General features: G+C 32.4%; 12 protein-coding genes and 4 pseudogenes. 7 read left to right on the forward strand and 9 right to left on the reverse strand.

Going from position 1 to position 13,241, the window contains the following annotated elements:
* Positions 1-133 precede the first annotated feature (133 nt).
* Together EGX95_RS24330 and EGX95_RS30845 are read right to left on the reverse strand one after the other, a co-directional pair.
* Positions 134-609: pseudogene (locus EGX95_RS24330) on the reverse strand (ABC transporter permease); the annotation flags it as partial.
* Positions 596-697 (reverse strand): annotated as a pseudogene (locus tag EGX95_RS30845) (ATP-binding cassette domain-containing protein); the annotation flags it as partial. The pseudogenes EGX95_RS30845 and EGX95_RS24330, both read right to left, overlap by 14 nt.
* Here EGX95_RS30845 and EGX95_RS24340 point away from each other — a divergent pair.
* Positions 681-860, forward strand: a pseudogene (locus EGX95_RS24340) (spore germination protein); the annotation flags it as partial. The pseudogenes EGX95_RS30845 and EGX95_RS24340 overlap by 17 nt on opposite strands.
* A gap of 757 nt (positions 861-1,617) precedes the next feature.
* Here EGX95_RS24340 and EGX95_RS24345 read toward each other — a convergent pair.
* The gene (locus EGX95_RS24345; protein ID WP_000911826.1) at positions 1,618-1,986 is read right to left on the reverse strand and encodes a DUF3888 domain-containing protein; all 369 of its coding nucleotides are present in this window, start codon (positions 1,984-1,986) and stop codon (positions 1,618-1,620) included.
* Between the two features lie 322 nt (positions 1,987-2,308).
* On the opposite strand from EGX95_RS24345, the gene EGX95_RS24350 reads away from it, so the two are divergent.
* Together EGX95_RS24350 and EGX95_RS31180 are read left to right on the forward strand one after the other, a co-directional pair.
* The gene (locus EGX95_RS24350; RefSeq protein WP_000464520.1) at positions 2,309-2,503 is read left to right on the forward strand and encodes a hypothetical protein; all 195 of its coding nucleotides are present in this window, start codon (positions 2,309-2,311) and stop codon (positions 2,501-2,503) included.
* Between the two features lie 283 nt (positions 2,504-2,786).
* Positions 2,787-2,891 carry an exosporium leader peptide-containing protein gene (locus EGX95_RS31180; protein WP_372684180.1) on the forward strand — a complete coding sequence of 35 codons (105 nt, stop codon included), beginning with the start codon at positions 2,787-2,789 and terminating at the stop codon, positions 2,889-2,891.
* 133 nt (positions 2,892-3,024) lie between these two features.
* On the opposite strand, the gene EGX95_RS24355 is transcribed toward EGX95_RS31180, so the two are convergent.
* The 4 genes and pseudogenes from EGX95_RS24355 to EGX95_RS24370 form a co-directional block, all read right to left on the reverse strand.
* Entirely contained in the window at positions 3,025-3,219 is a 195-nt protein-coding gene (locus tag EGX95_RS24355) for a hypothetical protein (RefSeq protein ID WP_000237383.1), read from the reverse strand.
* Between the two features lie 139 nt (positions 3,220-3,358).
* Positions 3,359-3,574, reverse strand: a pseudogene (locus EGX95_RS24360) (deoxyuridine 5'-triphosphate nucleotidohydrolase); the annotation flags it as partial.
* 577 nt (positions 3,575-4,151) lie between these two features.
* The gene (locus EGX95_RS24365) at positions 4,152-4,997 is read right to left on the reverse strand and encodes an AraC family transcriptional regulator (RefSeq protein ID WP_000383877.1); all 846 of its coding nucleotides are present in this window, start codon (positions 4,995-4,997) and stop codon (positions 4,152-4,154) included.
* Positions 4,998-5,345: 348 nt separating this feature from the next.
* Positions 5,346-6,452 carry an ArsR/SmtB family transcription factor gene (locus EGX95_RS24370; RefSeq protein WP_000510642.1) on the reverse strand — a complete coding sequence of 369 codons (1,107 nt, stop codon included), beginning with the start codon at positions 6,450-6,452 and terminating at the stop codon, positions 5,346-5,348.
* A gap of 111 nt (positions 6,453-6,563) precedes the next feature.
* Here EGX95_RS24370 and EGX95_RS24375 point away from each other — a divergent pair, with 111 nt between their 5' ends.
* Genes EGX95_RS24375 through EGX95_RS24385 form a run of 3 tightly spaced genes read left to right on the forward strand, consistent with a single transcriptional unit; the run spans position 6,564 to position 9,789 of the window.
* Complete coding sequence (locus EGX95_RS24375; RefSeq protein ID WP_000917705.1) at positions 6,564-7,460, forward strand: ThiF family adenylyltransferase; 897 nt, start codon at positions 6,564-6,566, stop codon at positions 7,458-7,460.
* Positions 7,457-8,398 carry a methionyl-tRNA formyltransferase gene (locus tag EGX95_RS24380; protein WP_000615897.1) on the forward strand — a complete coding sequence of 314 codons (942 nt, stop codon included), beginning with the start codon at positions 7,457-7,459 and terminating at the stop codon, positions 8,396-8,398. The genes EGX95_RS24375 and EGX95_RS24380 overlap by 4 nt, the downstream gene beginning before the upstream one ends.
* Positions 8,398-9,789: an MFS transporter gene (locus EGX95_RS24385; RefSeq protein WP_000370711.1), complete on the forward strand. Its 1,392-nt coding sequence runs from the start codon at positions 8,398-8,400 to the stop codon at positions 9,787-9,789. The genes EGX95_RS24380 and EGX95_RS24385 overlap by 1 nt, the downstream gene beginning before the upstream one ends.
* 123 nt (positions 9,790-9,912) lie before the next feature.
* Here the strand turns inward: EGX95_RS24385 and EGX95_RS24390 are convergent, their stop codons facing one another.
* Positions 9,913-10,737, reverse strand: a complete 825-nt coding sequence (locus EGX95_RS24390) for an isocitrate lyase/PEP mutase family protein (protein WP_000997902.1) — start codon at positions 10,735-10,737, stop codon at positions 9,913-9,915.
* Between the two features lie 97 nt (positions 10,738-10,834).
* Between EGX95_RS24390 and EGX95_RS24395 the strand changes: the two genes are divergently transcribed.
* Positions 10,835-11,518 (forward strand): ArsR/SmtB family transcription factor, encoded by a 684-nt coding sequence (locus tag EGX95_RS24395; RefSeq protein ID WP_000355289.1) that lies wholly within the window; start codon positions 10,835-10,837, stop codon positions 11,516-11,518.
* A gap of 547 nt (positions 11,519-12,065) precedes the next feature.
* Here the strand turns inward: EGX95_RS24395 and EGX95_RS24400 are convergent.
* Positions 12,066-13,004, reverse strand: coding sequence for a DUF418 domain-containing protein (locus EGX95_RS24400; RefSeq protein WP_001168473.1), 939 nt, complete (start codon positions 13,002-13,004; stop codon positions 12,066-12,068).
* Between the last annotated feature and the right edge of the window lie 237 nt (positions 13,005-13,241).

Here is a 13,241-nt window from a genome sequence, read left to right on the forward strand (position 1 = left end):
TTTTACACTAGAACCAATTGTTTATGGATCGTAGTGCGAGTCCATTTCTTATTTCCAGTTTTCTTGTCCTCCTTCAAAATGATCAATAAATGGGAGCGGATGATGTTGACACTCCATATAAATCATATTTACGTTAATCTTCTTTCGGAAGTAAAATTCTTTTATACAATTGAACTGTAATCAAGTAGTAAATTAAGTAAATCACTACGAAAATGACAAGTGGTAACCAAATTCGGAAGTACGGATCAATCAAAAGCGGAGCGAACATGTTCATACCAACTAATATATGTACAATACCCACAATTGCCGTTACTAAGAATATGAAGAATAGCTCTTTATAAATCGATTGTGTTAATAATCCCCGGCGGGCACCGATTTTACGAAGCATTTGATAACGTGTGCTGTCTTTCGATGCGCTAGATAGAATTTTAAACATTAGGAAACTTGCCATCATTGCTAAGAACGCAATTCCAACGAAGAAGCCCATAAACATGAATCGCTGGCCATACCATGACTCTGATTATACATTTGATACGTAATACCTAATTCTTCCGCTTTTACATTTTTATATTTCGCTACCTGTAATTCATTAAGTTTTTTCCATCGTTGAAATTACATTTAATAATGTCGTTTTACCAGAACCAGATGGTTCCATAATTCCGATAAACTCACCCTCTTGAAGTAACGGTTCTTTCAACTTAGGTGATTATTATAACGTTTCTCCAAAATAAAATACAAAAGCTTATAATGGTTCAGGTGCATCTAACGTTGCTTTTGTTCTCAATACATTTAACGGTGTTAGTGTTACAAACACATTCGACTCTGATGTTGCCGTTCAAAGCCAAGTTGGAACTGCCTAAATTTATTCATTTCTTTCTTCTAACCTTGAATTAAACTCACTATTCCGTTAATGCTGTAAATACAGTTTCTGATTTCCCTTCATACCCGAGGGCTTAGCGGCTAGTTTTTACTAGCTGCTCTTTTATTCGGTTATTGCTTCTGTTTCTTAAAGAAATTCTTTAACTATATTTCCCTATTAAGGACAAATTCTTTAATAAGTCTCGAATAAAATAAATAATTTGACATATAATATCTATGCATCTAGATTATTATCTCTGTATGGAGCAGTTAGGCTGGGCTAACTGTTCTTTTATTGAATAAATTTCTCAAAAGTGTTAACAATATAAGTACACCAAGGTTGAATACGAATGACCATTTCGTTCTTCTTATTCACCAGGGCAGTTAGCTCTTGCTAGTTGCCTTTTTTAGTTTGCCCGAATTAAGTCTCAAATTATGTCCCATACTAAAAATGAGTGATACAGCTTGAATTCACAGTGGTCTCTGTAATGTTCTTTCCCTTTCTTTGAGGGATGAGCAGTTAGCGCTTGTTAACTGCTCTTTTGTGTTGAGCAAATAATGAAATTTTGTTCTTATTTCTTTTTCAAATCATATACTTCTAACCTAGACGTTACGCTCATAAGAGTTACCTCCTATCTGAAAGAGCACTGATGCATGGTGCTCTTTTTTAAATTCCTTATTTTTACAAAATGAAATTTTTATTATATTTTTCAATTCAAATATCCTTCTCATCAATGTATGAAAAATATCACTTCTTCTTTAAGCATCTTTATGAACAAAATTTATAACCTTTACTCCACTTGGATTTATATTAAAAGTAATAGTTTCTATGCCATTCGGAGGGTTATGAGCCCCTATATAAGTTTTATATTGAACTGTAACAATAAAATTAAAGTTTTCTTCTGGGAAACGTTCAATTTTTATAATTTTTGTGTCCGTTAAACTATACTGATGATCTGGTCCAAGCTTGCTTCTGATTACTTGACTTGCATATGGTGCTAATAAAGTATTATAAGAATCATAAAACTTTTGATCATTACTATTAACCGCTTTGATATCTAACGGATTTAAAAATGAAACCGTCATTACAATTCCAAAAAACAAACCTATCACTTTACCTTTTAACACATAATCACCCTTATTTAATTTGGATATCCGTTAACCTCTCCAGCATAAGAGATGACTATTCTTCATCCTTATCTAACTTCTTTTATTCAAATAGCGTTTTTATTAAACATTTTTTCACACTTTATTTTTAACTCCCATATACTTATACGGACTATAAAAAAACACACAATTTAGTTCTTGGTCAAAGAGCGCCATACGCCCTAATGGTGCTCTTTCTATTCAAATAAGGATTTTGTATAAAACTGCGTTATTAGCACAAGCCATTACTTCACATAAATAATAAGGTATTTCTATATTCAGAATACAGAAAGGAATGTTAAACATGTTCTTTGCAGCTACGCTTCAAGACATTTACGAAATTGATGATGATTATCTTATAACTTGTAAAATAGATAATCATTCTAAATTTAACTTTGTAATTTCTAAAGATAAGGTGCATGGCACTCCATTTATAGGTGCACATATTTCAGGTAACTATGATGATAATAAAGAGATAACGAATATCTTTATTGGATAAATGACATACATTTTTTGATATCAAATATTAATTTTGTTTAAACTTCATTAACCGTATTGATTCCTTTGCATACATTACAATCACAAGGAATTCTACAGGTTTCCCTAGGCCAGTTACCTTGCATTCCTTGTGGAAATAACCCGTTATAACTAGCGGGTTATTTTATTTTTGATTACAAGATAACTATTTTGTTAAATTTCATAAATTCAACCGCTTGTCCATTTCACTTTTCTATATCATTGCATTTACTATTAGTAGAACGATTTTTTTCAGGTGAATTATATTGGACGAGTTTTTATCCTCCAATGCATTAAATCCGGCTTCAATAGGACCTACACTCCCACTGGTTCAACGGGTACTACTGGCGCTACTGGAAGTACTGGATTGACCGGGCCTACTGGATTTAATCTTCCTGCCGGAACTGCTTCTATTACCTTGACTTCTAACCAAACTACAGCGTGCGTATCCACCCAAGGAAATAATACTTTATTTTTTTCTGGTCAAGTATTAGTAAACGGTATTCATACTCCAGGAGTAGTAGTCAGCTTTTCATTTAGTAACCCGGCTCTTGTTTTCGTGGTTCCTCTTGCCGTTATCACAAATGCTTCAGGTAACTTCACTTCGGTATTTCTAGCGGCTAATGGACCTGGAACAATAACTGTTACTGCTTCACTACTTGATTCTCCAGGAACAATGGCTAGCGTCACTATTACCATTGTAAATTGTCCATAATGATTGGACTAAGAAATCTATATAGTAAGATGGGAACTGTAAATCAGTGCTCTTTTTTCATCTGGATATTCCTTTCAAATGAAATCTTTAATTTAAACTTACATAATAAAATTCAACTTTGTCTTACTTCGTTCCCGTAGATCCAAATCCGCCAACACCTCGTTCACTAACCAATAGCTCGACCACCTTAACAAAATGAGCTGTTACCACTGACGCTATGACGTCTTGAGCGACGCGTGTACCTTTTTCAATTACATGAGCTTTCATAATTAAACTTAATGGTCTTTCAGTGTTATCTACCAACACTCCAACCACTCCATGATAGCCACTATTCCATGTTCATACACCCACGGTAATTTTTAATTTAGGTATTGAAATTCTCTAAATCTCGATGTATTATATCTTTGTATTTTCTCAGTTCCTAGGCCGAGAAAAGATCATCACTTCTGAAAGGCCCCAAACTCCAGAGGTTTCTTTTTATTTACTTGAACCCATTTTCAAATTATTGTATTATATTTTCAGGTCTTACTTATATAAATCATTATCAGGAGAATCTGCAGGTTTGTAGGTTCTTTTTATATTTTTTCAAATATAAATTAATGTGGTGCTATCCCAGCTATATTTATTTGGAACATCTAAATGTGGAGGTGCATTATATATGAGGGAATTATCTTTCTTCCATCATATATAATGTCTTGGTCAATTGGAGAAGGCTACGGAAACAGTCGGTCTTCATACGAAAAATGAATCATAACAAAAGCATTACTTGAAGTATGCTTTTGTTATGATTGGTAAATTGTTTTTTCGCGAGGATTAAATATTAAAAATTCGTATCATATCCATTCTCATATATCAATAATGTTTAATATCCCTAATTTAAATTTATTATTTCAACGGATGGAAAATAACGCTAATTTTATTTTAATATAACAGGAACCCAAAGTTCATGCCTTGGTTTATGTTTTGGGCCGTAATAGCATTCTATACATGGTAAATTTGCAAGTTCATACTTAGAAGTTGGGACCCACTCAGAGTATAAACGTTTCCATGCATCCACTATATTCGGGAAAACTGCCCATGTACTTACTGGAATAACAAGGGTCTCCATATCAGTTGGTACTTCTCCATCGTATCTTACCCCCATAAAGTAGGAAAACTCTTCATCTGTTATAGCAGCATCTTTTCCGCAAACCCCCAAAAGACTTTCCAGTTTGCATTTTGGATCTTCCCATGACATATCTATCAATTCTTGCATAAACCCATCTTTTTTCGCATTGTTCCAAAGTGTAGGGATTTTTTTAAAAGCACTGCTTGTCTTTACGCTCTTACTTTTGCCTACAATTCTTAGTTCAAAATCAAGGTTTTCAATCCTGTACTCCATCTCGGTATCTCCTTTTATAGAAATTTGAAAGGAAATTTTCGGAAAAGCTTTTAACTGTACTCCTTTATTACGAGCGTTAGAAGGAGTTATTCCATGCATTTTTTTAAAAGCACGCGAGAAAGCATCAGAAGAAACATAACCATATTTAATAGCTACATCAATAATTCGAATATCACCTTTTTGAATTTCAAATGCTGCAAGAGTTAAACGTCTTCGTCTAATATATTCCGAAAGTGATACACCTGAAATTGATGAAAACATCCTGGAGAAATGAAACTCAGAGCAACTAGCTGCCTTTGCAATTTTCTTATAATCTATGTCTTCATCCAAGCTATTTTCGATGTATTCTAATGCATTATTCATTCTTTCTAGCCAATCCATAAGTTTACTTCCTTTCAAGGATTTACTTTAATACATAACAAACAATAATAACCGACATTTCATGCCTAAAAATGTTGGTACAAAAAATACACTCTTTAATATATAGTGCATTCTTTTCAGATGTTTTTTTCTTTATCTGAAGAAACTATTATTCAAGAAAAGGTCTTAAATATTTTACCTATAAAGTTTATAATCTACCCACTTATCATAACTTTCTATAATTGCATCTAATTTGTTTTCATACTAACTTTTGAACATATCATTTATGTTTTGAAATTAAATTTTGACATTTATTTGCGCACCTTTACCTAGTGTTGCTAATACAGCGATAATTAAAATTTTGTCACATTAGGTTACTGTGGCTTCCATAATTAGCTTTGAAAGAATTTGAATAATATTTTTTTGGCTTTTATATAATACATATTTCCCATCTTTTTTACTGGTAACTAAATTCGCCTTTTTTAGTACTTGAAGGTGTCTAGAAACCGCACCCTCGCTCAAATGACAAATTTGTGCCAAGGATTGTGTAGTTAATGAACGTTCCTGTAATATCCTCAAAATTTGCAACCTAGAAGGCTCCCCTAAAGCTCGATAAATATCTACCATTTTTTCAATAGGTTGCTCTGGAAATGCCTGTTTTCTTGCTACTGAAGAATCATAAACAATAACAACCCCCTCTTTTATTTCGTCTACAAAAAAATGTGGCCAAACAAAATAACTAGGCATAAAAATAATAGATTCATCACTTTTCATCTGATAAATTGTTTTAAATGGTTTGTGAAGATACAATTTATTTTTATTATCAATCCAATAAATGCGCTCTGAGGATAAAGAAGCAATAAATGCTGAAAATCCTTTTGTTTTCAGTAAGGTAGTTTGCTCTACAATTTCATTTAATAATTCACTCTTTAAATCTTCCCATATAGCCGAGAAAATTGTTTGATAATAATCTGTTAGAAAATTTAGCAACCTATGGAATACAAAGGTTGGTCGCCTCTTTAAATCTTCGAGTATATCACTCTTATTACTGAAAGCAAAATCTGTCCATTCAATCCCTTTAGCTAAACTAGGTATAAATCGATTCTCCCTGTGTTCAAAGACAAGTGTTAACTCATGTAGAATCTTACGAGCATTTTTAACAGTTAATTTTTTAGCAAGTAATTCTATCTCCTCTTCAATTGTGAATACAGATTTGTAGATTCCAGGAAGAAGCGTGGGTGGAACTCCTAGTTCAAAGCATAGATTAAAATATTGTAGATCCTTCTGCATATCATTTGTTAAGTTTTTTTTAGCTTCAATAACCCATGGTAAGTGGATCCCGTGATGTTTTGGATTGTTTAATACATGCATGCTTCGAAACATTTCATTCAAAGGTGAAAAGGAAAACTGAATACGTTGTAAAAGTGTTTCCTTATTATTTGCTATATAAGGCGGAAATATAATTTCAATTCCCATTTCATTGATCTCTCCTTAAACGATTTGATAAAAACGAAATCGATAGATTATTAAGATAATTTTATTTTATCATTACATTGAAAGCAAAAACACTTAAGGAGGAAAATTATTATGTTGAAGCAAAATGAAAGACTTATGTACAAATCTGAAGCATTTGATAACGCGATGTATTGGGAACGCGTAAACCGAAGCCTTGGATGGCTAGGCAGTACCGAGGAAGAACAAGTACAAAGACAGAAAAAACTACGTGATGCTGTTGTTGGAATTGCAGGAACTGGTGGTATCGGAGGAGCACTTGCCGCACGTCTTGTTAGAATGGGAGTAAGAAATCTGAAACTTGCAGATCCAGATTCATTTGATGTTACGAATATGAATAGACAAATGGGTGCTGATTTGGATCATCTAGGAAAAAACAAAGCTGAAGTTGTTGCTGAAATGACTTACAATCTTACGAAAGATGTAAACATAGAGGTATATCCAGAGGGGATTACTCCTGAAAGTGCTGAAGAATTTATGAAGGATTGTGATTACGTTTTAGACCAGATGGACTTTTATGAAATTCGTAACCGATATGCATTACATCGTGCTTTTCGAAAATCCGATCGTTGTAAATTCATGTTAAAGGTTCCTACAGTTGCACATGGTACATATATTTATAAATACACAAAAGATTCTATGCCTATCGAAGAAGTATATGGAATTCCCGAAGATGCTACAATGACTCCAGAGGTTATTAAAAGACTTATGGAACGCCTTATCCCTGAAATGCCTTCATATCCAAGTAAAGAAATGTTAGATCATTGGTTTATCGACTTGGAGAGAATGCCTATTTTTGCTGGATGCCCACCGCTTGCAGAAGGTGTTTTAGCAGAGCGATTAGCATTAGCTATTACAGAACTTGATCAATTGCCAGGTGCTCAGCAATTACCAGTTCAACCTGGATACGCTATGTTTGATACTATGGCTTGGCAATCTAAAATAGTTCATGGTAAGTGGTGGTCTGAATGATCCAACCTGTAACTAAAGTCGTTTTATTCTCAGAAGTAAATTCGAAATTTGGTTTACCGTTTCTTGAGGAATTAATACAAGAGCCTTCTATTTCCGTAGAGGCTCTTGTAACTAGTCCCGAAGGAAAGTTATGTTCTTATTATATTGGAGAACCTGATCAAGTTGATTTAGAAAAAGAAGCCAAAGACATTGGAATTCCCGTGTTACGACCGGATAAACTGAATGATTCTAACACAATAGAATTATTAAAAAATTATAATGCTGATTATTTTATTATTGCTAACTACCAAAAAATATTAAAAGAAGATATTTTATCTATCCCAAAAGAAGATACTATAAATTTTCATCCAAGCCCATTACCTAGGTATGCTGGATTAGCACCTTTTTTCTGGATGGCTAAAAATGGAGAAAAAGAAGGTGGTGTTTCATGTATCCAAGTTGTGCCAGAGATTGATGCTGGTCCTATTTTAGCTCAAATGCCTGTTGTTATGTCAGGGACTGAAACATCTTTAGAAATTCGAGAAATACATTTTAAACAATCCATTATTTTGCTAAAACAAGTTCTTCAAAAAATTAAAAATAAAGATTTCACTTCAAAATTGCAGTTATTATCTGATCGAACCTATTATAGTCAGCCAAAAGAAGAAGATTATTTTATAAATTGGGAGCTGGATACAGAATCCATACTCCGTACTATTCGCGCTGGGTATCCACAAGGGGCTTTTGCATTTAATCAATATAATGAAAAAATCCGGATATTACATGCTGAAAGAACAGATTATCCACAACAAATTCAAAGTATTGGTATATTTCGTGAACATAACGATAAAATTCTTGTTTCTACAAAAGATGGATGGCTTCATTTACAAACGATTATTAATGACGTTTTATCAACCAGCACACAAATAGAACATAATGAACAGGTAGTGTCAATTTAATGGATAATACAAATGTGGTTATAAATCGTAAACTTTCTCTTTTTAGTGAAAAGTTAGTCATCCTGATTGCTGGTATCGGGATGTTTTTATCAACTTTAGATACAGGGATTATTAACATTGCTCTACCTTATTTAGAAAAAGAATTTCATTCAACAGTAACTATAACAGCATGGAGCGTTACCATATATGTTATGGCACTGAGTGCAACTATTCTTTTATTTGGAAAAATTAGTGATCGTGTAGGTCGTTTTCGAATATGTTTATATGGTTTTTTCATATTTTTAATTAGCTCTATACTATGTGGATTAGCTCAAGAGATGTGGCAATTAATTGTATTTCGTGCTATTCAGGGTGTTGGTGCCGCTGCATTACAGGCTACATCTGCTGCACTTATTACAACTCTTGTCAGTCCTGAAAATCGCAATCATGCATTAGGTACTTTAGGAGTAATGATAGGTTTAGGACCAATTTTAGGTCCTACAGCAGGTGGACTTTTCATTTCATTAGGAAGTTGGCGATGGATTTTTTGGATTAACATCCCATTATGTTTAATAGGTTTGTGGGCTTGTTATAAAATTTCTCGATTTATAAAAGAGGAAAAACATCCAGCTCCTATTGATGTGTTAGGAAATATATACTTTACTTTAAGTGCCTTGTTATTTCTTTTCAGCTTATCTCATGGAGCAAACAAAGTAATGGGAAGTATACCTAATTGGGGGTATATAATCGCTTCTATTATTTTATTAGGTATTTTCATATTCCATGAATCCAACACTAAGCATCCTATTATAGATGTACATTTATTTCTTAAGTCAACCTTTATTGTTCCAATACTTGCAACGATAGGATTTGGAGTGGCATCAGCAATTATTTTTATCGTCCCTCCATATTTTTTACAGAATTTCACGTCGTTAACTCCTTTACAAACAGGTTTTGTTTTACTATCAGCCCCACTTGGCCTAGTAATTTTCTCAAGAATAGCTGGGAAATTCATGGGACGCTTTGGAACAACCTTATTTATGAGCATAGGTTTAGGAATTATGTTTATAGCATTTGTAGGCTTAAGTTTTATTGAACCACAGTGGTCACCCTATCTATTAGCTAGTGTATTGTTTCTATACGGTATTGGAGGCGGCATTTTCCAACCAGCAAATATTGCTTCAATCATGGCATCTGTTACAAAAGAAAAACAAGGATCCATTGGAGCCGTACAACGCATGTTACAAAATGTTGCAATTGCCTTTGGTGCAGCAGTTGCCGCAACATTCATGAGTACACAAAGCTATTTAGGAACAGACGGGCTTATCCAAGCCTTTCGATATTCATGGTATATCGCAGGGGGATTATTACTCTTCAATATCTTATGCTTCTTAGGATACCGAAAATCTTAAAATCATAACAAGCTTTTCAGTAACAAAAACCGATTTACCTAGGGATAAATCGGTTTTTGTTTAATTAACTGTTTGGTAAAAGTCTATTCAACTAAAATTATAAACGCTTGAATTAAATATCACTTATTTTTTATGAAGAAATCCCATCATATCTTCATAGGATATAACTTCATTAGTAATGGTTTCATACTGCCCTTTCGTAATTACTTCCGATGCAAGTTTTCGTAAAGTAGAAATAGTAGCTCTATATGCTCCAGATCCAAAACTTATTCTACTAACCTTTAAACATTCTAAATCTGTAATAGATGGTGTAGAGTCATGAACCAAAACATTAAGTGGTAAATTTATTTTTTTAGTAAACATGTGAATTTGTTCTTTCTGAGCTAATCCAGGGATGAAAATTCCATCTGCCCCAGCATCTTTGTATGCTTGTGCACGTTTCATCGTCTCTTCAAATCTATTATTGTTAAGTATGTATGCATCCGTACGTGCATTTATAAAGAGAGGAACCCCTTCTGAAATAGACACATTTTTAATACTCTCAATTTTCTTTTGCTGATATGCCGTATCGTATAAGGAACATATATGATTTTTCTTACTATCTTCTAAGTTTATCCCTACAACACCGCTAGCTATAATTTTTCTTACATTCTCTAATACTTTTTCAATTGTTTCACCATATCCAGATTCTATATCTGCACTGACAGGAATATTTACAGATTGAGTAATTTTCTCGATAACATCAAGCATGGATTCAAATGGCAGTTGCTCACCATCACTATAACCTAAGGATGCCGCAATTCCTGCACTAGTTGTTCCTATAGCTCTATAGTTTAAGTCTTCATATATCTTTGCACTCATAACATCCCAGGCGTTTGGTAAAATTAATATGGAAGAATCGTGATGATAATCATTAAATATCTTTGATTTCATTAAAATGTCATTCAATTTATCTTCCCCCTAAAATAATAATCTTGTAACAATTTTACCATTTTGGAAATTAGGTTAGCATGGAAATATACTTATTTTATTAGGAGTGTGAAAAATGGATATTTCTAAAGTGGATTTATTACTTCGTTCTGATTCAAGAGTACATATATTAGCCTATTTATTAGACGGTAAAGCCTATCCTGCTAGTGAATTAGCTCATGTTGCCAAGATAAAACCTAAAACAGCTACCTACCACCTATCAAAAATGAAAGAGGAAGGAATCCTTTCTATAGAAAAACACGGAAAACATAGTTATTACAGGCTTTTCAATTCCGAAATATCAAAAATTCTCGAATCACTTCTTGTAATTAGTCCTCAAGAAAAAATCAAACCATTGCGTCAATCATCTCAATCAAGCGAATTAAGATGTGCTCGCACCTGCTATAATCATTTGGCTGGAAAGTTAGGTGTGGCTATTACAAATTCCATGTTAGATAAAGGATACTTAATCAAAAATGATTTATATTTTCATATAACGAAGACTGGTCAAGAATTTTTTAAAGAACTCGGGATTGATTTGAATGAATTTAAACAAAAGCGTAGCATCTTAGCAAAGGCTTGCTTAGATTGGACTGAAAGAGAACATCATCTTGCTGGGAGCCTAGGAAATGCACTTTTAGAAAAATTATTAGAATTAAATTGGATTCAAAGAGTATCAAAGTCACGAGCAATCAAAGTTAATCCAGATGGTAGAAAAGAATTAGAACAAATATTTTCTATAAATATTACGCAAAATTAACTTTATGTTGTAAAGTTTTTTCTTAGTGTGCTTTTTTCTGAAAATACTGATGGTATACCTGTTAATAAAGTTTCATCCCGTATGTTTTTAATAAACAAATTCATTGAAGATGCCATTACCCCAAGCCAATATTTTGTAACATTCCTTATCCTACTTATATTTCTATACTCATAAGGTTTTACAGATTACAAGAAATAGTTACTAAAAACATTCCCAAATAGCTTTCAGATAACCTGTTATATGTTGTGCACATGTAATTAATTTTGACCAGAATTGAAATCTTCAAATTCATTCTCTTACTAAATACAGGTACGAAAAATGATTAGAGAAAAAATTTACCGAAACAATTCGAGAAATACTGGACCTTGTAAACTTGCTTAAATGTGACAAGAAGAAATAATGTTGTAGTTGAAAGATTTTACGTATATTAGTATCTCATCTTTGGAAACTAAATAAAAAGATGAAATTATTTATCTGAATTCCATCTTTTTATTTTAGATATTTTTTGCCTTTAACGCAGCATTAATTTAAAGGTTTCTTCTATGAATTAAGAAGCTTTAGATGTTGTTTTCCATGACCAATAAGTCCATTTTCGAAGTAAGTTCTCCAACGGTCCATATTTAAACTTCTTTAAAAATAATGAACTGATAAAACATTGGATAGAATAGATTATGAACGCAACAAAAATCAAATTGATTGAATCTAAATTTTTGAATAGCCCAATATGATATCCGCATACAAAAATAACAGTTTGCATAATATAATTTGTTAATGAAGTTTTCCCGACATTTTCAAACCATTTAAAAATTTTCATTTTAGAGAAATGGATAAATATCAAAGAAAAAGCTGCAATATAACCTATTGCTAAAAGTAATGCTCCAATATTTAATACGAATAATGACCACTTATTTTCAAAAATCATAATACTAATATATTTCATACTTAAAGCAATTGGAATTAAAATAAGACCTCTTTTATACCATACATATTCTTGTTCTAAACACACAAATACATTCTTTTTTGCAGCAGCCATGCCAAATAAGAATAGTGGCATTGTTTGTGAATTAGTAATTATTGATAGTAAAAATAAAGAAATTCCGATTATTATTAAAGTTCTTGGTTTCTTTTCAATTATGAATAACAGTAAAAAGCCAATGATACCATACGTGAGAAGAACATCTCCTTGCCATAAAGTAGCATGAAGAGTGCCTAATAATATAAGCATTGCAAATCTTCTGGTTAGATGCCACCTTACGTGCTTGTTCCTTCTTTTTAAAGATTCCACTAGTTTTATAAGAGAGTATCCAAATAGAAATGTAAAGATTGGCATAAAACTGCCTTCCGTTAGAATCTTAATAAATTTTTTTACTTGATCATTAGGTGTATCTAAGACACCATAACTGTAAATCACAACATTTGCTAATAAAATTCCTAATAAACTAAAACCTCTTAAAGCATCTATTATTCTAATTCTTTCTTTTTGCACAATGAATAATCCTCATTTCGTTTTTTTTTCATAATAAAATAATCTTCTTATTATTTTTTTTTGTTTTTCTTAAGAAATCCTTAACTTTATAGTAGCTGTATACTGAAGTGAAAAATTGTTTGAATTTAGAACCATAAATTTATCGCAATTATACAACGATATTAAACAAAAATTATTGTACTCGTTGTAATCACCATTAATTAGGAGGGATATATGTTACTATATATTTGTAATTCA

Origin of the sequence: Bacillus sp. FDAARGOS_527 (genome assembly GCF_003812125.1) — a bacterium.
In the GTDB taxonomy this organism is placed as follows: Bacteria; Bacillota; Bacilli; order Bacillales; family Bacillaceae_G; genus Bacillus_A; species Bacillus_A paranthracis.